Consider the following 21277-nt stretch of genomic DNA (forward strand, 5'->3'; position numbering starts at 1 on the left):
CGAGCGTCCCCCGCGCCTGCCGCGTGCGCGCCGCGCGCGTCCCGGAAATACCGCGCCCCGGCCACGGGAGCCGCTCTGGTTACTCCGCGTATCAACCCTATCCAGGGCAACCCCAGAGTCAGTTGCCGATGTTCCGAGCCATAAAGCCCCAAACCTCGTACTGGTGGGTATGCGTCGACCTAGCATGCGGCTCCGGGACCTCTTTTCCGCACCACTGGAGTCGCTCCCCATGAACCCTCATCGCAAGATCCGCTCATCGCCGCCCACACTGAAGGGCGGCATGAGCCGGCCGGTGCAGGGCGGGTTGTCCGTGGCGGCCGTGGTGCTCATACCCCTGCTGGCGGTGGGCGGGAGCGACAGTTTCCGCGCCGCCCTGGACTTCACCACGGGCGTGCTGTCCCTGGTGTCGCTCACCGCGTCCGTCGCATGGGGTCTGATCGCCACCGACCGGCTGCTCCTCTCCACCCGTCACCGGCTGATCGCCCAGGCCGTCCACCGGAGCACGGCGGCCGCCTCCCTGGGTTTCCTCCTCCTGCACGCCACCGTCAAGGTCTCCCTGGGCCACACGCAGCTCATCGGGGCCCTCATCCCCTTCGGGCTCGGGTTCTCCGGCTCGGACGGGCTCATCGGCTTCGGGTCCTTGGCGGGCCTGCTGATGGTGATCGCCGCGTCGACCGGCGCCGCGCGGAGCGCCCTCGCGGGACGGGGCAGCATCGCGGCCCGCTGGCGGCCGCTGCACATGCTGGCGTACCCGGCCTGGTGCGCGGCGCTGATCCACGGCCTGTACGCGGGCCGCCCGGCGGCCACCTGGGTGGTCACGATGTACTGCCTGGCGCTCGCGGGCGTCGCCGCGGCCGTGTCCGTACGGATGCTGCCCCGGCCCGTACAGGACCGCCTGGCGGCACGTCTGCTGGCGTTGATCGGGCCGGGCGCCGCGCAGGCGGACGCGGAACCCTCCCGGCGTGACCTGTCGGTGTCGCCACTGCCCGGCGCGGCAGCCGCTCCCGCTCCCGAACCGTCCCCCTCCCCATCTTTCTCGCCGTCCGGACGACCCTCCGGGCGTCACTCCGAGCGGCCCTTCGGCCGGCGCCGCCGCGCCCAGCCGTCACGCTCCTTCGACCCGCCGTCCCCGGCTCCTGCCTACGACCCGCTCGCCGCGGAACGGCCGGCCGCGGGGGCCGGTCTCTCCGCCGGGTACCGCGCGGTCTCCCTCGGCAACGCGAGCACCCAGGGCTTCCCCACCCAGGAGATCCCGTTCGCCGAGCGCGTCCCCATGACGGAGGAGCTGCCCGTCGTCTCCGACGAGCCCGCGACCCGGCCCGGGTACTGGCCGACCCCGTCCCCTCCGCCGCCCGCCCAGTCCCCCGCACCGCCCTCGTATCCCTCCCCCTCGTACCCCTCCTCCTCGTACCCGTCCTCCTCGTACCCGTCCCCCTCCTCTGTCTCGTACCCCTCCTCCCCCTCCCCCTCGTACAGCAGCTCCACCGAGCCCGCTCCCGGCCCGTTCCAGTACCCGACGGCCGGTGAACCGTGGACCGCACCCGCAGGAGACCGCCCGTGAACACCCCGCTCCCCGACGTCCCCGAAGTCCGCGTCGTCGGCCTCCCGCACCTGACCCAGGGCTTCGACCTGGTCGAGCGGCTGGACCTGCAGATGCACCTCAAGGTGCACGGCCCGCTCGAACCGATACCCGGGGAGCGGCTGGCCCAGCTCGCCGAGGAGATCTCCCTGCGCGGCCGAGGCGGCGCGGGCTTCCCGTTCGGCAAGAAGCTGCGTGCGGTCGCCAAGGCGGCGATACGGCGCGGGGTGCGGCCCGTCGTGGTGGTGAACGGCAGCGAGGGCGAACCGGCCTGCCGCAAGGACACGGTCCTGCTCAACCGCGCCCCGCACCTCATCCTGGACGGCGCCCTGCTGGCCGCCGAGGCGCTCGGCGCGCGCACCCTGATCGTCGCCGTGACCCGCAACTCCACGGAGATCTCCATCCGGGCCGCGCTGGCGGAGCGGGGTCTGTCCGACCGGCGCGGACAGCAGCTGCGCGCCCGGGTGGTGCGTACTCCGGAACGGATGGTCTCCGGCGAGGCGTCCTCCGTGATCCGCGCGGCGGGCGGCGGTCCGGCGATCCCGCCGGGCCGCCGCGAGCGGGCCGCCGAGTCCGGGGTGGGCGGCGCGCCGACGCTGCTGTCGAACGCGGAGACGTTCGCGCAGCTGGCTGTCGCGGGGAGGATCGGTGCCCGCCGCTACGGCCACACCGGCCTGGAGAGCGAGCCCGGCACGGTGATGCTGACGATCTCCGGCGCGGTCGCCCGACCCATGGTGGTGGAGGTCCCGACGGGCGTTCCGCTGCGGTACGTCCTCCAGCTGGCCGGCGCCCCTCCGCAGCCGCAGGGCGTCCTCACGGGTGGCTACCACGGCAACTGGATCGACGCCATGGCCGTGCACAACGCCGTGGTCTCACGCGAGTCCCTGGCGGCCGTGGGCGGGTCCCTGGGGGCGGGAGCGATCCTGCCGATCGGCCCGGAGACGTGTCCGCTCGGCGAGGCGCAGCGGGTGGCGAACTGGCTGGCGGCGGAGACGGCCGGTCAGTGCGGCCCGTGCCGGCTGGGTCTGCCGGCCGCGGCGGGGGGCCTGTCGGACGTGCTGAACGGCGGCGGACCGGCCGCGCTGGAGGCGCTGCGCGAGGTGACGCAGGCCGTGAAGGGGCGGGGCGTGTGCAAGCACCCCGACGGCTCGGCCCGCTTCTTCGGCTCGACGCTGTCGGCGTTCACGGACGATCTCGCCGCGCACGTGCTGCACGGCGGCTGCGGGCGTCCGACGATCGGCGTGCTGCCGCTGCCTGAGCCGGGCTACCAGGAGGCCGAGGAGTCCATCCCGAGCGGCGAGAAGCTGGCCGTGGACTGGACCCTGTGCAAGGGGCACGGGCTGTGCGCGGACATCGTGCCGGAGCTGATCCGGATGGGCCGGGACGGCTACCCGGTGCTGGCGGACGCGTCCGTGCCCGTGCACCTGCGCACGCGCGCGCAGCTGGCCGTACGCCGCTGCCCCGAACTGGCGCTGCGCCTGGAGCGTTCCGAGGACGAGCGCCCGGGCCGTCAGGGTCGTCCGGCGCTGCCGAGCGCGGCCCGCAAGGCCCTGGGCAGCGGGCGGGGTTGACCGGACACAGAGAAGCGGGCCATCCGGATCGGATGGCCCGCCTCTTATCTTGTGGAGCTAAGGAGAATTGAACTCCTGACCTCCTGCATGCCATGCAGGCGCTCTACCAACTGAGCTATAGCCCCTTGCGGTGTGTCATTCGCTCGGTTTCCCTTGCGGGCTTCCCTCGCGGCGACACAGAGAACATTACACGGTCCCCCCGGTGGTTCACCAAATCCGTTTACGGCCGGGAGGGCACCGGCCGGTAGCGTCCCCCCTCGTGACCGTGACCCTGAACATGCGCGCCCGCCTGCGGAGCCTGCCCCTCCCCGCCGCGGTGGCGGCCTGCCTGCTGTCCTTCGTGGCCTTCTGGATGGCGCAGCGCGCCGCCAACGTCACGATGCTGGACCTGTCGGTCTACCGGGCGGAGGGGGAGACCGTACTGGCGGGCGGCGATCTCTATGCGATGCGCGCCACATCGGCGAACCTGCCGACGACGTACCCGCCCTTCGCGGCGCTGCTGTTCACGCCGCTGACACTGCTCGGCGTGCCGGAGATGCGCACCCTGGCCACCGCGGGGAACCTGCTCCTGCTGCTGGCCCTGGTGCGGCTGTCGCTGCGCCTGGTGGGCCGGGAGCGGCCGGAGACGGCGCTCTGGGCGGCCGCGGTGCTGGTGTGGTGCGAGCCGGTATGGACGACCCTGCGGTACGGGCAGATCAACCTGCTCATCGCGGTGGCGGTGCTGTGGGACCTGACCCGGCGGGAGAACAACCGGTGGGCGGGTGTGGGCATAGGCCTGGCCACGGCCGTCAAGCTGACGCCCGGGCTCTTCGTGGTCTTCCTGCTGCTGGTGGGGGTGGCACGCGCGCGTACGCACGGCTGGGCGTGGAACGCGTGGCTGCGGCAGGCGGCGACGGCGACGGGGGTGTTCGCCGTGGTGACCGTGGCGTCCGCCGTGATCCTCCCGTACGACTCGCGCCGCTTCTGGACGGAAATGATCTTCGAGACCAGCCGGGTGGGGCGCAAGGAGGAGACGGCCAACCAGTCGCTGAGCGGGGTGCTGGCCCGGCTGCTGCACACCACGGACCCCGGGCACTGGTGGCTGGCCGCCGCGGTCCTGGTGGGGGTCGCCGGCCTGGCCGTCGCGGTGCTGGCCGCGCTGCGCGGGGACCGGCCGGTGGCGGTGGTGGCGTGTGCGACGACGGCGCTGCTGGTGAGCCCGATCTCCTGGTCGCACCACTGGGTGTGGTGCGTGCCGATGCTGATCCTGCTGGCGACCCGCGTGAGTGCGGCGTGGACGGCGGCCATAGCGCTGGTCTTCGCGTCCTTCGCCCTGTGGTGGGTGCCTCACCAGCCCGCCCCCGTACGGCTGGAACTGCACCAGAACGCCGGGCAGATGCTGCTGTCCGGGCTCTACACCCTGGTGGGGCTGGGGCTGTTGACGGCCTTCGCGGTACGCCTGGGTATCGGCCGCCGCCGTCAGGCCGTGGCGAACGAGTAGAAGCGCTTGAGGGTGCAGTGCTCGTCGAGCAGGCGCCCGTAGATGGGCTCCCCCTCGAGCTCCCGGTAAGTCTCGATGGGGTCGCCTTTTATGATCAGCGCCCGCGCGCACTCCTCGCACCAGTACTGGTACTCGGGGTTGACCGGGTCCATGTCGCGGACGATCGGCGTACCGCTGCCGCACCAGTCGCATTTCCGCCTGTGCGCACCCATCACTCAGCTCCAGCTGTGGCCGCAGGACGTGCACACATAGGACACCCCGCCGTTGTCGCCGAGCATTTGGGCGACGTGCGAGGAGCCGCACGAGGGGCAACTGAGACCGGCGTTCGTCTGCGACGCCGCGGCGAGCCGGGCAGCCGGTTCCTCGAAACTGCTAGCGGCCATCGCGCACTCCCTCCCATCCGGACGTCGTCCCCCTCCGGCCGTCCGATTCTGCCATGGCCCCGCAAGAGGGTCAGCGGAGTCGGCGGACCGGGCCGGCCGCCCTCCCCCGATCGACGCGGCGGGCGGCGCCGGGCCGCGCGGGCACACGGGCGGGAAACCCCGGAAACGCCGGATCCCGCCCCCTTGCGGGGACGGGATCCGGTGATTGTGGAGCTAAGGAGAATTGAACTCCTGACCTCCTGCATGCCATGCAGGCGCTCTACCAACTGAGCTATAGCCCCTCGTGTTCTTCGCGCTCCGCGCTGCGAACAAGAAGAACTTTAGCCTGCCACCTGCCGGAAAGTGAAATCCGGGTCCGTGATCGCCGTCGGGTCCGCGTCGGCCGTCGTCAGTCGTCGTCGCCGAGGACCGGTTCGGGGAGGGTTCCGGCGTTGTGCTCCAGGAGCCGCCAGCCGCGGGCCCCCTCGCCCAGAACCGACCAGCAGCAGTTGGAGAGTCCGCCGAAGCTCTCCCAGTGGCGCGCCTCCAGGCCGAGGAGCCGGCCGATGGTCGTGCGGATCGTGCCGCCGTGGCTGACCACGACGAGGGTGCCGTCCGCGGGCAGCTTGTCGACGTGCTGCAGCACCACCGGAGCGGCCCGGTCGGCGACCTCGGTCTCGAGCTCGCCGCCGCCGCGCCGCACCGGCTCGCCGCGCTTCCACGCGGCGTACTGCTCGCCGTACCGCTCGATGATCTCGTCGTGGGTCAGGCCCTGCCACTCGCCCGCGTACGTCTCGCGGAGCTCGGAGTAGTGGTTGACCTGGTGGCCCGTGATCGCGGACAGCTCGTCGGCCGTGGCCGACGCGCGCTTCAGGTCGGAGGCGATGATCGCGTCCGGCTTCAGCGCGGCGAGCAGCCTGGCGGCCCGGCGCGCCTGGGCGACGCCGGTCCCGGTGAGCTCGATGTCCGTGGAGCCCTGGAAGCGGCGCTCCAGGTTCCACGAGGTCTGGCCGTGGCGCCAGAGGACTACGCGGCGGCCCTTGCCGCCCTTGGTGCCGCTCAGCTCAGCTCACCGTCCGCGCCCTCGGCGCCCATGAGCCGGGCGTGCTCCTCGGCCTTGCCGCGGGTCTTCATGGCGTCCTCGGGCAGCGGCAGCTCGGGGCAGTCCTTCCACAGCCGCTCCAGGGCGTAGAAGACCCGCTCCTCGCTGTGCTGCACGTGGACGACGATGTCGACGTAGTCGAGCAGGACCCAGCGGGCCTCGCGGTCGCCCTCGCGGCGGACCGGCTTGGCGCCGAGCTCCTTGTTGAGCCGCTCCTCGATCTCGTCCACGATCGACTTGACCTGGCGGTCGTTGGGCGCGGAGGCGAGCAGGAAGGCGTCGGTGATCGACAGGACGTCGCTGACGTCGTAGGCGATGATGTCGTGCGCGAGCCGGTCGGCCGCCGCCTGGGCGGCGGTCGTCACAAGCTCGATGGAACGGTCAGTGGCGGTCACAAGCAGGCTTTCGTCGGCGGTCGGGAACACCCCCAGGGTCTCACGTACCGCCGACAGCCCGGCAAACGATTAGCTCACTCGCTCACTCGTAGTCCCGGCCCAGGACGACCGTGACGTCCGCGTTCGCGGCGGCCGTGCCCTTCTCGACCGCGTCGGCGGGCAGGCCCAGGGTCTTGGCGACCTCCACGGCCCTCGCCTTCTGGGCCGCGTCACCGTAGATGACCTGCGAGGACGACACGGAGTCGGCCTTGCCGCCGTCGATGACGGCGTAGCCGCCGTTGACCAGGGCGATCCGGGCGCTCTCGGCGGCGTCCTGGTCGCCCGAGGCGTTCTTGACGCCCACGCGTACGGCGGACCCCTGCGCGGGTGCGGTGACCGAACCGCCGAGGATGTCCTTGACCACGCTCCGCGCGGCCTCCTCGCTGAGGGTGCCGTCCTGCTGGACGGGGAGGAGCGCCGTCTTGTAGTCGCCGCCCTTGGCGTGCTCGGCGAGCTTGGCGAGCGAGGCGCCCAGGTCCTTCTCGGGGAGGGACGGGTCGAGGATCTGCGCGAGCGTCTCCACGGTGACCGTGGCGGCCTGCGGGTCGTCCGACATCTTGCGCAGGACCCCGTACATGACCTGGCCGAACCGCTGGAGCTGCGCCGCCTCGGCCTCGCCCGGGCCTCGGTGGGTGGCGTACGCGACGGCCATGCGCCCGTTGAGCGTCTGGTTCTCGCCCTTCGGCACCAGAGGGGCCTCGCCCTTCTGGGCTGCGGGCACCTCGGTGTCGGTGGTGAGGTCGACGCCGCCGACGAGTTCGACGAGGTTCTCCAGGTAGGGCGTGTCGAGCCGCCACGTCCCGGTGATCTCCGTGCCGAGCAGCGCGCCGATGGCCTCGCGGGTGCCGGCCGAGCCGTCTTCGTCGACGGACTTCGCGAGCGTGGTGGTGGTGCCGTCGTCGTGGGCCACGGAGAGGGCGTTCGGCAGCAGGACCGTGGTCCCCTGCTTGGTGGTGGCGTTGTCGACCAGCAGCGCGGTGGAGGTGTCGTCGCTCTTGGTGTTGTGCAGGTGGACGACGATCACGTCCCGCTTCTGCGGGCCGCCGGCGGCGGTGCCGCCCTGCTTGGCCTCCTCGTCCGCGAGGCCGGGGAGGTTGCCCGAGGCCCAGAGGTAGCCGACGCCGCCGATGAGGGCGACGACCAGCACGACGACGAGCGCGATGATCCGGTTGCGGCCCCGGCGGCGGGCCTCCTCGCGCCGCTCCGAGCGGCTCTCGGTGAACTTGAGCCAGTCGATGACGTCTTCGGACTCCTCGTCCGGGTCCTCGACGAAGGAGAACTGCTCGGTGCGGTACTCGCGGTCGTCTTCCCCCTTGCCCTGCCGGTTGGACGCGGGCCCGGGCGCCGCCGGCCGGCGCGGGCCGGGTACGGAGGAGCCCGCGGGCGCCGCGCGCTCCGGCTCGGGCTGCGGCTCGGGCGGGGAAACCGGCTGGGACACCGGCTGGGGCTGCTGGGGGATCCACCGCTGACCGGCGTCGTAACCGGTGCCCGCGTAGCCGTCGTACCCGTATCCCTGGGCCGCCTGGCTCTGCTGAGGAGGGTAGGCGGCGTCGTAGGACTCGTAGCCGTAGCCCTGCCCCTGCCCCTGCTGCGGGGCCTGCTGCTGGTACTGCTGCGGCTGCTGCTGGGCGTAGGGGTCGTACTGCTGCTGGGCCTGCTGGTACACCGGCTGCCCGTACTCGTCGTAGCCGACGATCTGCGGCTGCGGCGGGTAGTACGGGTCGTACGGGTGCTGCTGGTCGTTCACCGGTGCCCCTCTCCGTGGCTCACTTGCCGCGGTACAACTGGCGCTTGTCGATGTAGCGCACCACGCCGTCCGGCACCAGGTACCAGACCGGATCGCCCGCCGCGACCCTCGCCCGGCAGTCCGACGACGAGATGGCCAGCGCCGGCACCTCGACCAGGGTCACGCCGCCCTCGGGCAGCCCGTCGTCCGACAGGTCGTGGCCCGGGCGCGTCACCCCGATGAAGTGGGCGAGGGAGAAGAGCTCCTCGGCGTTGCGCCATCCCGGCATGATCTGGGAGAGCGCGTCCGCGCCGGTGATGAAGAAGAGGTCGGTGTCCTCGTTGAGGGCACGCAGTTCCCGCAGGGTGTCGATGGTGTACGTCGGTCCCGCCCGGTCGATGTCGAGGCGGCTGACCGAGAACTGCGGGTTGGACGCCGTGGCGATGACCGTCATCAGATAGCGGTCCTCAGCCGGGGACACCGTCTTGTGGGTCTTCTGCCACGGCTGTCCGGTCGGTACGAACACCACCTCGTCCAGGTGGAACAGCGCGGCCACCTCGCTGGCGGCCACCAGGTGTCCGTGATGGATCGGGTCGAACGTCCCACCCATCACGCCGAGTCGGCGTTTGCCGGGACTGGTAGGCACTTCCTGGTCTCCCATGCGTGCAGAGCCTACTGGCACGGCGGCGCACCCGGTCCCGGCGGTCCGGGGCTCAGCGGTCGCGGTTGAAACGCGTGGTGATCCACAGCAGCAGGAGGAGCGCGACGAGGGCACCGATACCGGTGAGGTACGGGCTGAGGCTTTCGTGGTTGCCGCCGTGCTCGGAGCCCTCGGCGAGCGTGACGAGGGAGGCGGCGGTGCTGGGGATGCTCATCTTCGGAAGGCCTATCCATCGGGAATCGGAGCGGAGACTTCGCGCACATCGTATGCGGGCGCTCCGGGCACGCTCACGCCGACTCAGGCGTTGTCATCTTCCGGACCGTCCCCCGCGTCGAGTCGACAGGTCGAGTCGGCAGTTATCCACAGGCCGCCTGCCCGAAGGCGCCGGCACCTACTCTGGGGTGCGTCAGGGGGACGAGGCGGGGCTCGTACGAAAGAGGGGGCATCATCCATGGCCGACAGCAGTGCCGAGAACGTGCCGAGCAGGCAGCGCACGCGTTTCCCGGGCATCTCATCGCGCGCATACGAACATCCGGCGGACCGCTCGGCGCTCGTCGCGCTGCGCAAGCTCAGCGGTTTCGACACGGTCTTCAAGGCACTGAGCGGACTGCTGCCGGAGCGCAGTCTGCGGCTGCTCTTCCTCTCCGACTCCGTGCGGGTGAGCGACGCGCAGTTCGCCCACCTCCACGCGATGCTGCGCGACGCCTGCTACATCCTGGACCTGGAGAAGGTCCCGTCGATGTACGTCACGCAGGACCCGAAGCCCAACGCCATGTGCATCGGCCTGGACGAGCCGATCATCGTGGTCACCACCGGGCTGGTGGAGCTCCTGGACGAGGAGGAGATGCGGGCGGTCATCGGCCACGAGGTGGGCCACGCCCTGTCGGGCCACTCCGTGTACCGCACGGTGCTGCTGTTCCTCACCGGCCTCGCGGTCAAGGTCGCCTGGATACCCCTGGGCAACGTGGCGATCATGGCGATCGTGACGGCGCTGCGCGAGTGGTTCCGCAAGTCGGAGCTGTCGGCGGACCGGGCCGGGCTGCTGGTCGGGCAGGACCTGCGGGCGTCGATGCGCGGCCTGATGAAGATCGCGGGCGGTAACCATCTGCACGAGATGAACGTGGACGCGTTCCTGGAGCAGGCCGAGGAGTACGAGGCCGGGGGCGATCTGCGCGATTCCGTGCTGAAGATACTGAACGTGCTGCCGCGCTCCCACCCGTTCACCACGGTGCGGGCGGCCGAGCTGAAGAAGTGGGCCGAGAGCCGCGACTACCAGCGGATCGTGGACGGGCACTACCCGCGGCGCGCGGACGACAAGGACACCTCCGTCACGGACTCCTTCCGGGAGTCGGCGTCCCACTACGCCGAGTCGGTGCGCACCAGCAAGGACCCGCTGATGAAGCTGGTCGGGGACATAGCCGGCGGCGCGGGCGACCTGGGCGGCAAACTCCGCGACCGGTTCACCGGGGGTACGGGCGGCAACGGTGGAAACGGCGGCACCAATGGCACCGGCGGTGGCGGCAAGGCGGCCGGCGGGCCGGGCGACGCCTGAGCCGACTGCGGCCTGAGCCGGCTGCCGGGCTCAGCGGGTCGGCTGGGCGTGGGGGGCCAAGGTGCCGCAGAGCGGGGTGGCGGCGCGGTCCCTGGCGTACGGATCGGTGACCGCGGGGCCCTCCGCGGTGGCGCGGTCACCGGCCAGCAGCGGTCGCATCGCGCCCGCCGGGTCGGCCGAGCAGGACTGCGGGCCCGCCAGCACGCGGCTGCTCACCACCTCGGTGCGGTGCATCCGCAGGTCCTCCCGGTCGAGGCGGAAGCGCAGCTCGCGGCGGACGGTGAACAGCGAGGCGGCGGCCGTGTCGCCGTCCGCCCCGGCCGGGCGGAGCGCGTAGACGAAGGTGTGGTCCGTCGTCACCTCCAGGGCGTCGGACACCGCCTCGGTCACGCGTATGGTGCCGCGTGCGCGCACGGCGGTGGCCGCCAGCGCCACCTCGTCCGGGTCGAACCGCACCAGCCAGCCGGTGGCCGCGTGCCGTCCGTCGTCGGCCGGCGACTCGACGCTCCGGTCGAACTGCGCCAGCTGGTCGGGGTCGAGCAGCAGCCGCACCGGCCGGACGGAGCCGCCCGTCAGGACGTCCGGGTCGAGCGCCGACCGCACGAGGTAGTCCTTCACGGTGCTGAGCGCGGCCGTGACCTGGCTCTCCGTGAAGTGGGCGGTACGCCGCGCCGGGGGCAGCGCGACGCCGGCGGCGCCGGAGTGGAACGCCGCGGCGGGGCTGTGCGCGTACAGCTCGTCGGGGTGTCCGCCCGGGACCGGGCCCCGCGGGGCCAGCGGGACGATCGTGCTGCGCAGCGGCTCGGCGGGCCGGTCGGGCAGCGGCTGGAAGGGGCGGGCGCCCGCGTAGATGGCGGCGGCGAAGGCGAGGGCGACGATCAGCACCAGGGCGAGCGCGCCGGGGCGGGAGCCGCCGCGCGGCCGCCAGGCGGAGCGGCGGCGCACGGCGTCGGTGTGCTCGGCCAGGCGCTCCCGCGCGGAGTACTCCTGGAGCCGGGCAGCGCGGACGAACGACTCGTCGAAGACGACGGATCGGTACTCGTCCTCGCCACCGCCGGGAAGCCCCTCGGGCGTCCCCTCGGGCGGGTCGCCACTGCGTGCCATACCTTCAGGGTAGGTCGGCGGGCCCCCCGGTAAACGCGCCCGGCGAGGGCGTTCGGCGGCGGTTTCAGGGCGTGTGCGGTGCCGCCGGGAGAGGCGCAGGGGCGGTGTGGGCGGCAGAGGCCGAGGGGGCGGACGCGGTCGCGTTCGGCTCGTCGAGGCCGGTCGTCCCGGTCGTCTCCGTCGTACCGGTCGTCGCCGGGGCCGGGACCTGGTTGTCGCGGCTGCCGGAGGCGCCGCGGTACACGGCCGCGAAGGCGAGGGCGACCATGCCGACGCCCATGAGGACGGCCAGGACCCAGGCCACCGGGCGGTGCCAGCGGGCGCTGGGCCGGTACGGGCGCAGGGCGCCGCCGTGCGGGCCGTACGGCTCCCGGCAGTGGCCCTGGCAGCGGTCGGCGCCGTCGCCGTACTCGCCCTCGCAGCCGCATGTGGGAGCGGCGTCGGCGTCGGTGTCGGTGTCGGCGTCCAGGGAGGCGGCACGCGCTTGGGCGGCGGCCAAGAGCCGCTCGACGGCGGTCGGTTCGTGGAACGCGGCGGCCCGTACGAAGTCCTCGTCGAACACCACGGAGGCGAAGTCCTGGTCCGCGCCCCCGCGGTCGTCGTCGGGCTCCCAGCCGTCCGGGAACGGCTTGCCCCCCACGTCGTCCGGCACGCCTTCAGGGTAGTCGTGGGAGGGGGGTTCGGGCAGGGAGAGTGCGAAACCTCCCTGCCGTCGCGCCACTACCGGACGTGACCGTCGCCGGTGACGATGTACTTCGTCGACGTCAGCTCCGGCAGGCCCATGGGGCCGCGGGCGTGCAGCTTCTGCGTCGAGATGCCGATCTCGGCGCCGAAGCCGAACTGGCCGCCGTCCGTGAAGCGCGTGGAGGCGTTCACGGCGACCGTCGTGGAGTCGACCAGCTGGGTGAAGCGGCGGGCCGCGGCCTGCGAGGTGGTGACGATCGCCTCGGTGTGGCCGGAGGACCACAGCCGGATGTGCGCGACGGCGGCGTCCAGCGAGTCGACGACGGCCGCGGCGATGTCGTACGAGAGGTACTCGGTCTCCCAGTCCTCCGGCGTGGCCGCCACCACGGTGGCCTTGGAGCCGTCTCCGTACGAGACGACCCGCTCGTCGCCGTGGACGGTGACGCCCGCCTCGGCGAGGGCGTCGAGGGCGCGCGGCAGGAAGGCGTCGGCGATGTCGCGGTGGACGAGGAGCGTCTCGGCGGCGTTGCAGACGCTGGGCCGCTGCGCCTTGGAGTTGATCAGGATGTCGACGGCCATGTCGAGGTCGGCCTGGGCGTCGACGTACACGTGGCAGTTGCCGGTGCCGGTCTCGATGACCGGGACGGTGGACTCCTCGACGACGGTACGGATGAGCGAGGCGCCGCCACGCGGGATCAGGACGTCGACCAGGCCGCGGGCGCGCATCAGCTCCCGTACCGCGTCGCGGGACTCGCCGGGCACGAGCTGAACGGCGTCGGCGGGGAGCCCGGCGCCGCCGACGGCGTCGCGCAGGACGCGGACGAGGGCGGTGTTCGAGGAGTACGCGGAGGAGGAGCCGCGCAGCAGCACGGCGTTGCCGGACTTCAGGCAGAGGGCGGCGGCGTCGACGGTCACGTTGGGCCGGGCCTCGTAGATGATGCCGACGACGCCGAGCGGGACGCGGACCTGGCGCAGGTCGATGCCGTTGGGGAGGGTCGAGCCGCGCACCACCTCGCCGACCGGGTCGGGCAGCGCGGCGACGTCGCGGACGTCCGCGGCGATGGCCCGGACCCGCTCCGGGGTCAGCGTCAACCGGTCGATGATCGACTCGCTGGTGCCGGCCTCGCGGGCGCGCGCCACGTCCTCGGCGTTCGCCTCGACGATCTCGCTGGTGCGGACCTCCAGCGCGTCCGCCATGGCGAGCAGCGCGTCGTCCTTCGCCGCGCGCGGGAGCGGCGCGATGTCGGCGGCGGCCGCGCGGGCGCGGTAGGCGGCGCGGGCGACGGGCGACATGTCGTCGAACGGCGTGATGGACGGGGTGGGGGCGGAGTGCGAGGTCATGCCCGCAGGGTAATGCGCGGAGGGCGGGCATCCCTCACATATCCCGCAGTGCGAGACGCTCTTCTCAGAACCAGCCCCCGCCGGCCACCGGTCGGCACGGGGGTCAGTACGGGGGTCAGTACGGGTGGACGCCGACGGGGGCCGCCGGCGGCGGGCCGTAGCCCTCCGCGATCCGCTGGTGGTAGGTCTCCCGGTCGATCACCTCGAGGCCGACGATCTCCCAGGGCGGCAGCTTGGCGCTCTGCCGGTGCTCGCCCCACAGCCGCAGGGCCACCGCGGCGGCGTCGTGCAGGTCGCGGGCCTCTTCCCAGTAGCGGATCTCGGCGTGATCGGTGGCGTATCTGCTGGTGAGCAGGAACGGGTGGTCGTGCGCGAGCTGCTCCAGGGCGCGCCGGACCTCCGTCAGCGGGGCCTCCTGGCCCGAGACGCTGAGGGTGATGTGCCAGAGCTTGGACACCTGGCGGTCCCGGTGGTGCCGGTCGGACTCGCGGACGGTTTCCGCGTCGCGAACGGCGGCGTCACCCAGACCGGCGTCCTCGAAGTCGGCCCCGGCCTCGACACTCGTCAGGGCGCGTTCGGTCGTCCCTCGGGGCAGTGCCCCCGGGCGCGCTCGTCTCACCGGCGGCCTCCTGTTGATGCGTGCTCGTGCTGTCACCCCGCTTACCCCCCGACACAAAGTTGACCAGTCCCGAGCGGAACTTGGGGCTGTTTTGGTGAAGGTCTCCGGCGGAGGGCGGGACTTTCAGCCGTTCTGGGGCTGAAGCACGACCAGATCGTCCCTGTGTACGACTTCTCTCTCGTATGCCGGACCCAGCTCCTTCGCGAGCTCTCGGGTGGAACGTCCCAGAAGCTGCGGCATCTCCTTGGCGTCGAAGTTCACCAGCCCGCGGGCGACGGCGCGGCCCGCCGCGTCGCGGAGCTCGACCGGGTCGCCGGCCGCGAAGTCGCCCTCGACGGCCGCGATACCGGCCGGGAGCAGCGACTTCTTGCCCTGCACCACGGCTCGTACGGCGCCCTCGTCGAGGATGAGCGCGCCCTGCGGGGTCGAGGCATGGGCGAGCCACAGCAGCCGGTCGGCCGAGCGCCGGCCGGTGCGCCGGAAGTACGTGCCGGTGTCGCGGCCCGCGAGGGCGTCGGCGGCCCGGCTGGCGGAGGTCAGGACGACGGGGACGCCCGCGGCCGCGGCGATCCGGGCGGCCTCCACCTTGGTCACCATGCCACCGGTGCCGACGCCGGCCTTGCCCGCGGAACCGATCTCCACGCCCTCGAGGTCCTCCGGCCCGCGCACCTCCTCGATCCGGGAGGTGCCGGGCTTCGACGGATCGCCGTCGTACAGCCCGTCCACGTCGGAGAGCAGGACCAGCAGGTCGGCGCGGACGAGGTGGGCGACGAGCGCGGCGAGGCGGTCGTTGTCGCCGAAGCGGATCTCGTCCGTGGCGACGGTGTCGTTCTCGTTGACGACCGGTACGGCGCCCATGGCCAGGAGCTGGTCCAGGGTCCGGTAGGCGTTGCGGTAGTGGGCGCGGCGGCTGGTGTCGTCGGTGGTGAGGAGCACCTGGCCGACGCGTACGCCGTAGCGGGCGAAGGAGGCGGTGTAGCGGGCGACGAGCAGGCCCTGTCCGACGCTGGCGGCGGCCTGCTGGCGGGCCAGGTCCTTGGGGCGGCGGGCGAGGCCGAGGGGCGCGAGGCCGGCGGCGATGGCGCCGGAGGAGACCAGGACGATCTCCTTCTCGCCGCCGCTGCGGACCTTGGCGAGCACGTCGACGAGCGCGTCGACGCGGTCGGCGTCGAGGCCGCCGGAGGCGGTGGTCAGGGACGAGGAGCCGACCTTGACGACGATCCTGCGGGCTTCTGTCACGTACTGCCTTGCCACTGCTGTCACATGGGGAAATCTATGCCAGGGGCGGGGGTCGGCGCGCGCGTGTTTCAGCGCGTGGACAGCGCGCTGGACACGTCGGCGGGGCGCCGGAGCCCTGGCCGGGGCGGGGCTCCCGGGCCGCCTCGGAGGGCGCGCGGGCGCCGCCCCGGGCGTGCGCCGGAGCCGCCGCGAAAGCGGCCGAATCCGATCGCCCACACCCGTCCCGCACACCCGTCCCGCACACCCGTCCCGCGCACGCGTCCGAGCCCCCGCGTCCAAGCGCCGCCGTCCGTCCCCGCTCACCCGCGCCTCCGCCCCCGGGCGAACCCCGCCCGGACCGCTCCCGCTCCCGCCCCCGCCCCGGCGAACCCGCCCTGGACCGGCACCGCCCCCATCCCGGACCGCACCGTCCGGGCCCCCGCCGCCCCGCGCCGTTCCCCGCCGTCCCCGTCGCTGTCGGCGGGGGCCTCACGCCGCCTCGCGGGCCGCCTCCGCCTGAGCCGCCGTGCGAGGAGTGGACGCGTCGCCGCGCGTGCCGCGCAGGCGCAGGCGGCGCAGCACGGCGCCCGCGAGGCGCCGGGCCCGGCGGCGGGCGCCGCGCAGGGTGCGGCCGGCGGCCGCGCGGGCGGCGGCGCGCGGGCCCGCCGCGCCGCGGAGTTCGTACGCGGCGTCGGGGATCCCCACCGCCGGGTCGCGGAAGTGTGGGTACGCCAGGTACTCCCGGCCCCAGCGGCGTACGCGCTCCGGAGGCGTGCCCGCCTTCAGGTACGCGACCACCTCCCGCAGCGCCTCCGGCTTGTTCAGCGCCACACAGGTCAGCCGCAGCCGGTCCTCGGGCTTGAGCCGGCGCGCGACGCCCGGCGTCCAGTACGCGGCCATCAGCGGCGCCGCCAGCTCCATCTTGTGGCGCAGCACCTCGGGCGGCTGCTTGAGCAGCACCGGCCCGAACTGCGGCAGCAGCGTGACGATGAACGGCCGCAGCATCAGCAGGTCGCGCTTCTCGCCCTTGGGCACGTGCCGGGCGATCAGCTCCATCAGCGCCTTCGCCGAGTCGAAGCGGAGGGTGTAACTCCCGCTCTTGGTGACGTGCTTGCCGTCCTCGCGGCCCACCAGGTAGTAGCAGACGTAGTCGGCGACCACCGAGACCCCGTTGCCGCGCAGATACGCCTCCAGCGTGAACAGCGCGTCCTCGCCCGTACGCAGCGACTCGTCGAAGCGCATGCCGTGGCGTACCAGCAGCTCGCGCCGGAAGAGCTTCTGGGCGCTGAGCGTGTACTTGACGTTGGAGGTGAAGATGTCGGCGCGCTCGACGGTCCGGCCCCACATCGACTTGGCGGCGTTGCGGTTGACGCCGACGGTCTTGCCGAGCACTACGTCCGTGCCCGCCTTGTCGGCCATCGTGACGAGCCGCTCCAGGGCTTCCTCGCCGAGGTAGTCGTCGGCGTCGAGGAAGAAGACGTACCGGCCGCGGGCCAGTTGCAGCCCGGTGTTGCGCGGGCCGCTGGGGCCTCCGGAGTTGGCCTGCCGGACGACCCGCGTCGGCACGGCCGACCGGGCGGCGAACTCCTCCAGGTACTCGCCGGTGCCGTCCGTCGACCCGTCGTCTACGGCAATGATCTCCATGCGCTGCGGGCCGATGGTCTGCGCCTCGGCCGAGTCCAGGCACTTGACCAGGTACGGCATGGCTTCGTAGGCCCCGATGATCACGCTGACATCGGGAGCGTCGGAAGTACGAGGAGCTTCGGGAGCGTCGGGAGTGTTCTCAGGCATCGGCACCCACTACGGCGGTAAGCGGTGAACGGTAAACGGACGACGGCCGTCCGTCAGTGCGTCATGGTGCCCCCGACCCGTGTCGGGCATGTGTCGGCACGCACGACGGCCCGTAAGTCCCCTTCGTACGAGGGACTTACGGGCCGTTGTGTGTACGCCGGTGTGCGCCGCGGTGTACGTGCGCGCTCGCGTCAGGTCGCGACGGGGGCGGCCACCTCGTCCGCGCCCTTCTCGGCCACGGTGTCCGTCACCACGTCGGCCGCCGCGGTGGCCTCCGCGTCCAGCTCGCCGATCCGCTGGCCGGCCAGCCGCTGCGCCACGCCGCGGTTGCGGGCCTCCGCCTTCGTCGCGAGGGCGCGCACCGCCGCGTTGAACCGCTCCATGGAGGTCGGCTCGTCCGGGCCGAGCAGGTACTGCTTGAGCCGTCGCCGGTCCGCCGCGAGCAGGTCGGCGGCCGGGTCGGCCACGGCGGCCAGCAGTTCGTCCAGCTCGGGGGCCCGGTTGGAGAGGATCACCGCGGCGCGGACCGCGGTGTTCTGGCGCTTGAACTCCTCGACGCCGAGCTCGGCCGAGTCCGTCACGGCGTACGGCTTGCCGCTCGCGATGAAGTCCGACACCACGCTGGAGATGTCCGAGACCATGCCGTCGGACTCGTTGAAGCAGTCGTACAGCTTCGGCTCGGGGCCGGTGACGACGCGGTGCTCCCACCAGCCGAAGGAGCGCCAGTACGCGTCGTTCCACTCCGCGCGCAGCCGCTTGATCTCGGCGAGGCGGTGCGGGTCGGCGAGCGAGACGCGTGACTCCTCGGCCTCGTCGCCGCCCTTGCGGCCGGGGCGGCAGAGCTCGGCGATGCGGGCCTCGACGCGGGTGAGCTCGGCGCGCGCCGCGGTCTGCGACGCCTGGGCGGCGGCGATCTCCTTCGCCCAGCGCGGGTCGGTGGCGCGGGCGGCGTTGGCGGCGACGACCATTTTCTGCAGCCGCTCGTCGACGGCCTTGGCCTTCTTGTCGACCAGGCCGGTGAAGGGGTGCGGCTTGTAGATCACGCGGACCGGGCTCGGGGCGTTCAGCAGCCGCTTCATGATGTTCTCGCCGGCCAGCAGCAGCGAGGTGTTGCCCGGGTTGTTGTCCCAGCCCTCCCAGGTGGGGGCGTACAGGAGGGTCGGGATCGGGTTCTTCGGCGCACCCGTCCAGGGCTTGATCGGCGCGAGCTGCGGGCGGCCCACCTCGACGATGTCCTCGTCGCGGACGCCGACGTCGGCGAGCGCGTACCGGTCGCGGCCCGCCTGGCCGGCGGTCCACACCTCGTCGTACACCTTGGAGTAGGGGTTGACGCTGGCGAGCTTGTCGCTGTCGCCGTGCCCGATGAAGACGTGCTTCATGGTCGGTACGCGCAGCATGTGGATGTTCTTGCCGACGTTGGCGGCGTACAGCGTGACGCGGATCGAGGAGAAGTCCATCGCCATCAGGTGCTGCCCGCCGGGCACGCAGAGGACGGGCACGGACGTCGGGTTGAGCTTCTTGACGAGGTTGCGCTCGCGCATGATGACGATCGGGCGGCCGTCGACCTGCTCCATCGTCTCCAGCCACATGTTGACCTGGTACGCGGAGTCGTCGGAGCCCGAGAAGTACAGCGCGACGGTCGGCTGGTACTCGCCGAGCCAGGTGCCGACGGCCTTGAGGACCGCGCCCGCGGCCGGCACCCGGCGGCCCCGGCGCAGGTACGGGACGAGGACGAGGGTGTAGAGCAGCCCCAGCGCGAGGGTGGCGGCGACACCGGCGTACGCGACGGTGTTCTCGCCGGTGGCGGCGGCGATGATCACGCCCGCGACGGCCGGGATGTCGAGGTGCAGCATCTTCTCGGCGGACCGATTCAGCAGGGCGCGCGGCGGGGCGTCCGGGATGCGCACGGCGTGCAGGTCGATGTTGCGGGTGACGACCGGCATGGTGCGCCGCAGCCGGATGAGGGTGGCGAGGGCGCCCTGCGGGGCCTGGAGGCCGTAGAAGAGCAGGAAGCAGGCGACCGCGGCGTAGAAGACCGGCTGCTCGGCGAGGTTCTCGCGGGCGAGCAGCAGGATCAGCAGCAGCTGGCGCAGCAGGAAGCGGATCGGCAGGCCGGCTCTGACCTTGCTCAGCCGGTTGATCAGATAGCTCTTCTTCTGGTGCAGATACCAGTCCGCGACATAGGTCACGGCACCGGCGGCCGCGAAGAACCAGAGGTTCGGGATCAGCGCGGCGAGCATGACGCACGGATAGCCCAGTCCCATCAGGACTGCCGCGGCCAGCTCCGACGCACTGCCCACGCGTACCAGGCGAATGGCGGTCGAAATCACGAAGAACCTGCTCCAGAGGGGGGTGCCGGTTTATTTCACATTGCGCTGCGGGGGTTCAGGAGCCACGGGCTCGTGAACCGGTGGTTCATGAACTCGAGGCCCGTGAACCCGCGGTTCACGAACTCGGGCCCCTGTATTCGCGGTGAGGCGACACAGAGGCCCGAATTGCACATCAAGCGATCCAGATCATGAGATTCTGCGATCCGCCGAGTATTACACATCTCCCTGGCGGTCCAGAACCGATGCCAGGGCCTGCTCGAAGCCCGATGCCTCGCTCGCCCCGGCGGTCGGGTCCTGCTGTCGTACGTCGATGACATGGCCGGTCAGGTCGGAGAGCAGCACGTCCAGCGAGGTCCGGGCCACGGCCTCGGAGGACAGCAGCGAACCGGCCGGCTCCTGGCCGAACGCCTTCGTACGCATGGGGGTCGCGGTGCGCTCGGGGTTGACGCAATTCACCCGGATTCCGTCGCCGGCCCATTCGTCGGCGAGGGCCTGGGTGAGATTCACCATGGCGGCCTTGGTGGAGGAGTAAAGGCTGTACTCGGCGCGGCCGCGGGTGTAGCTGGAGGAGGTGTAGAGCAGCAGCTGCCCCTTGGTCTCGACCAGGTATTTGTACGACGCACGAGCGATGTGCACGGGCGCGAGGTAATTGACGTTCAGCGCTTCCTGAATGGTGGCGCTGTCGGTCTCGGCGAGCTTGCCGATGCGCAGCACGCCCGCGGTGTTGATCACGTAGTCGATGCGGCCGCTCTCCGCGTACGCCTTGTCCAGCGCGGCGTCGACGTGGTCGGGGTTCTCCACGTGGGTGCCGGTGGTGGAGCGGCCCAGCGCGTACACCGTGGCGCCGTAGCGCTCGGCGAGGGCGGCGATGTCGGCGCCGATGCCGTACGAACCGCCGAAGACGACGACGGTCTTGCCGGAGAGCTGCTCGCGGTAGGCGGCCTCGTCGGCCTGGCGGGGCGCGGCGGTGGAGGCCAGCTGGAAGAGCTTGTCGGCGATGAAGACGTCGACCGGCTGGGTCACCTTCATGTTGTACTCGTCACCCGGTACGACGTGGATCGGCACGTCCGGCAGGTACTTGAGCACGACGGAGCAGTCGTCGGTGGCCTGGAAGTTCGGGTCGCCGGCGGCGACCTCGTACGCCCTGCGGATCGTGGAGAGCTTGAACGCCTGCGGGGTCTGGCCGCGGCGCAGCCGGGAGCGGTCCGGGACGTCGGTGATGAACTCGCCGTCCTCGCCGTGGGTGCGGGTCACGATGATCGTGTCGGCGGAGGGGATGGCGACGTCGACGGCCTGGTAGCGGTCGAGGGCGTCGACACAGTCCTTGATCACGCGCTGTGACAGAAGCGGACGGACGGCGTCATGGAAGAGGACGTTGCGGTCCTCCCCCTCCGCGAGGCCTTCGCCGAGGGCGCGGATGGCCCGCTCCGTCGTCTCGTTGCGAGTGGCGCCGCCCTCCAGGACGCGGGTGACCTTGGTCAGTCCGGCCTTGGCGATGATCTTCTCGACGTCGGGCACGAAACCGGGCGCCATCAGCACGATCACGTCGTCGACGCACTCGGCCTGCTCGAAGATCGTCAGCGTGTGCTCGATGACCGCCTTGCCCGCGATCTTCAGCAGCTGCTTGGGGATCGCGAGGCCCACCCGCTGGCCGGTACCACCGGCCAGGACGACTGCTGTGGTGCGGGTCTTGGCTTCATGCGGCGCTGACACAGAACGACCT

19 protein-coding genes and 2 tRNA genes are annotated in these 21277 nt (G+C 72.1%); 4 read left to right on the forward strand and 17 right to left on the reverse strand.

Going from position 1 to position 21277, the window contains the following annotated elements; all coding sequences use genetic code 11:
• The first annotated feature begins 280 nt into the window (after positions 1 to 280).
• Complete coding sequence (locus ABZX67_RS07760; protein WP_355356014.1) at positions 281 to 1561, forward strand: hypothetical protein; 1281 nt, start codon at positions 281 to 283, stop codon at positions 1559 to 1561.
• On the forward strand, positions 1558 to 3150 hold the full coding sequence (locus ABZX67_RS07765) for an NADH-ubiquinone oxidoreductase-F iron-sulfur binding region domain-containing protein (protein ID WP_355355959.1): 1593 nt from the start codon (positions 1558 to 1560) through the stop codon (positions 3148 to 3150). Before ABZX67_RS07760 ends, ABZX67_RS07765 begins: the two co-directional genes overlap by 4 nt.
• 52 nt (positions 3151 to 3202) lie before the next feature.
• Here the strand turns inward: ABZX67_RS07765 and ABZX67_RS07770 are convergent.
• Positions 3203 to 3275: transfer RNA gene (locus tag ABZX67_RS07770), tRNA-Ala, on the reverse strand.
• Positions 3276 to 3409: 134 nt separating this feature from the next.
• Here ABZX67_RS07770 and ABZX67_RS07775 point away from each other — a divergent pair.
• Positions 3410 to 4630, forward strand: coding sequence for a glycosyltransferase 87 family protein (locus ABZX67_RS07775; protein WP_355355961.1), 1221 nt, complete (start codon positions 3410 to 3412; stop codon positions 4628 to 4630).
• Here the strand turns inward: ABZX67_RS07775 and ABZX67_RS07780 are convergent.
• From ABZX67_RS07780 to ABZX67_RS07815, 8 genes are all read right to left on the reverse strand, one after another.
• On the reverse strand, positions 4609 to 4842 hold the full coding sequence (locus ABZX67_RS07780) for a hypothetical protein (protein ID WP_026277450.1): 234 nt from the start codon (positions 4840 to 4842) through the stop codon (positions 4609 to 4611). The two genes, ABZX67_RS07775 and ABZX67_RS07780, sit on opposite strands and share 22 nt — an antisense overlap.
• 3 nt (positions 4843 to 4845) lie before the next feature.
• Complete coding sequence (locus ABZX67_RS07785; RefSeq protein WP_355355963.1) at positions 4846 to 5013, reverse strand: hypothetical protein; 168 nt, start codon at positions 5011 to 5013, stop codon at positions 4846 to 4848.
• 208 nt (positions 5014 to 5221) lie between these two features.
• Positions 5222 to 5294, reverse strand: a tRNA-Ala gene (locus ABZX67_RS07790).
• Positions 5295 to 5401: 107 nt separating this feature from the next.
• The gene (locus tag ABZX67_RS07795) at positions 5402 to 6055 is read right to left on the reverse strand and encodes a histidine phosphatase family protein (protein ID WP_355356016.1); all 654 of its coding nucleotides are present in this window, start codon (positions 6053 to 6055) and stop codon (positions 5402 to 5404) included.
• Positions 6052 to 6519 (reverse strand): ribosome silencing factor, encoded by a 468-nt coding sequence (gene rsfS / locus ABZX67_RS07800; RefSeq protein WP_355355965.1) that lies wholly within the window; start codon positions 6517 to 6519, stop codon positions 6052 to 6054. The genes ABZX67_RS07795 and rsfS overlap by 4 nt, the downstream gene beginning before the upstream one ends.
• Positions 6520 to 6571: 52 nt before the next feature.
• Positions 6572 to 8275 carry an LCP family protein gene (locus ABZX67_RS07805; RefSeq protein ID WP_355355967.1) on the reverse strand — a complete coding sequence of 568 codons (1704 nt, stop codon included), beginning with the start codon at positions 8273 to 8275 and terminating at the stop codon, positions 6572 to 6574.
• Between the two features lie 19 nt (positions 8276 to 8294).
• Positions 8295 to 8915 (reverse strand): nicotinate-nucleotide adenylyltransferase, encoded by a 621-nt coding sequence (nadD, locus tag ABZX67_RS07810; RefSeq protein ID WP_355355968.1) that lies wholly within the window; start codon positions 8913 to 8915, stop codon positions 8295 to 8297.
• A gap of 52 nt (positions 8916 to 8967) precedes the next feature.
• On the reverse strand, positions 8968 to 9129 hold the full coding sequence (locus ABZX67_RS07815; protein ID WP_355355970.1) for a hypothetical protein: 162 nt from the start codon (positions 9127 to 9129) through the stop codon (positions 8968 to 8970).
• 237 nt (positions 9130 to 9366) lie between these two features.
• Between ABZX67_RS07815 and ABZX67_RS07820 the strand changes: the two genes are divergently transcribed.
• Positions 9367 to 10467 carry a M48 family metallopeptidase gene (locus tag ABZX67_RS07820; protein WP_355355972.1) on the forward strand — a complete coding sequence of 367 codons (1101 nt, stop codon included), beginning with the start codon at positions 9367 to 9369 and terminating at the stop codon, positions 10465 to 10467.
• A 30-nt stretch (positions 10468 to 10497) separates the two neighbouring features.
• On the opposite strand, the gene ABZX67_RS07825 is transcribed toward ABZX67_RS07820, so the two are convergent.
• From ABZX67_RS07825 to ABZX67_RS07860, 8 genes are all read right to left on the reverse strand, one after another.
• Positions 10498 to 11571 (reverse strand): hypothetical protein, encoded by a 1074-nt coding sequence (locus ABZX67_RS07825; protein WP_355355974.1) that lies wholly within the window; start codon positions 11569 to 11571, stop codon positions 10498 to 10500.
• Positions 11572 to 11635: 64 nt separating this feature from the next.
• The gene (locus ABZX67_RS07830; protein ID WP_355355976.1) at positions 11636 to 12223 is read right to left on the reverse strand and encodes a hypothetical protein; all 588 of its coding nucleotides are present in this window, start codon (positions 12221 to 12223) and stop codon (positions 11636 to 11638) included.
• 68 nt (positions 12224 to 12291) lie between these two features.
• Entirely contained in the window at positions 12292 to 13596 is a 1305-nt protein-coding gene (locus ABZX67_RS07835; RefSeq protein ID WP_355355978.1) for a glutamate-5-semialdehyde dehydrogenase, read from the reverse strand.
• Between the two features lie 115 nt (positions 13597 to 13711).
• A complete protein-coding gene (locus ABZX67_RS07840; protein ID WP_355355980.1) occupies positions 13712 to 14215 on the reverse strand; it encodes a hypothetical protein in 504 nt (167 codons plus the stop codon).
• A 123-nt stretch (positions 14216 to 14338) separates the two neighbouring features.
• Positions 14339 to 15454 (reverse strand): glutamate 5-kinase, encoded by a 1116-nt coding sequence (gene proB, locus ABZX67_RS07845; protein ID WP_355356018.1) that lies wholly within the window; start codon positions 15452 to 15454, stop codon positions 14339 to 14341.
• A gap of 468 nt (positions 15455 to 15922) precedes the next feature.
• Positions 15923 to 17224, reverse strand: a complete 1302-nt coding sequence (locus tag ABZX67_RS07850; RefSeq protein WP_355355982.1) for a glycosyltransferase family 2 protein — start codon at positions 17222 to 17224, stop codon at positions 15923 to 15925.
• A gap of 191 nt (positions 17225 to 17415) precedes the next feature.
• On the reverse strand, positions 17416 to 19554 hold the full coding sequence (locus ABZX67_RS07855) for a hypothetical protein (protein WP_355355984.1): 2139 nt from the start codon (positions 19552 to 19554) through the stop codon (positions 17416 to 17418).
• Positions 19555 to 19767: 213 nt separating this feature from the next.
• Complete coding sequence (locus ABZX67_RS07860) at positions 19768 to 21267, reverse strand: bifunctional cytidylyltransferase/SDR family oxidoreductase (RefSeq protein WP_355355986.1); 1500 nt, start codon at positions 21265 to 21267, stop codon at positions 19768 to 19770.
• Between the last annotated feature and the right edge of the window lie 10 nt (positions 21268 to 21277).

This window comes from Streptomyces sp. NPDC003036, assembly GCF_040611175.1.
In the GTDB taxonomy this organism is placed as follows: Bacteria; Actinomycetota; Actinomycetes; order Streptomycetales; family Streptomycetaceae; genus Streptomyces.

Bases quoted from the DNA above. Each gene is read 5' to 3' on its own strand.
- ABZX67_RS07835 (WP_355355978.1), bottom strand. From the start codon at position 13,596: ATGACCTCGCACTCCGCCCCCACCCCGTCCATCACGCCGTTCGACGAC.
- ABZX67_RS07785 (WP_355355963.1), bottom strand. From the start codon at position 5,013: ATGGCCGCTAGCAGTTTCGAGGAACCGGCTGCCCGGCTCGCCGCGGCG.
- ABZX67_RS07760 (WP_355356014.1), top strand. From the start codon at position 281: ATGAGCCGGCCGGTGCAGGGCGGGTTGTCCGTGGCGGCCGTGGTGCTC.
- ABZX67_RS07850 (WP_355355982.1), bottom strand. From the start codon at position 17,224: ATGCCTGAGAACACTCCCGACGCTCCCGAAGCTCCTCGTACTTCCGAC.
- nadD (WP_355355968.1), bottom strand. From the start codon at position 8,915: ATGGGAGACCAGGAAGTGCCTACCAGTCCCGGCAAACGCCGACTCGGC.
- ABZX67_RS07820 (WP_355355972.1), top strand. From the start codon at position 9,367: ATGGCCGACAGCAGTGCCGAGAACGTGCCGAGCAGGCAGCGCACGCGT.
- ABZX67_RS07780 (WP_026277450.1), bottom strand. From the start codon at position 4,842: ATGGGTGCGCACAGGCGGAAATGCGACTGGTGCGGCAGCGGTACGCCG.
- ABZX67_RS07825 (WP_355355974.1), bottom strand. From the start codon at position 11,571: ATGGCACGCAGTGGCGACCCGCCCGAGGGGACGCCCGAGGGGCTTCCC.
- ABZX67_RS07815 (WP_355355970.1), bottom strand. From the start codon at position 9,129: ATGAGCATCCCCAGCACCGCCGCCTCCCTCGTCACGCTCGCCGAGGGC.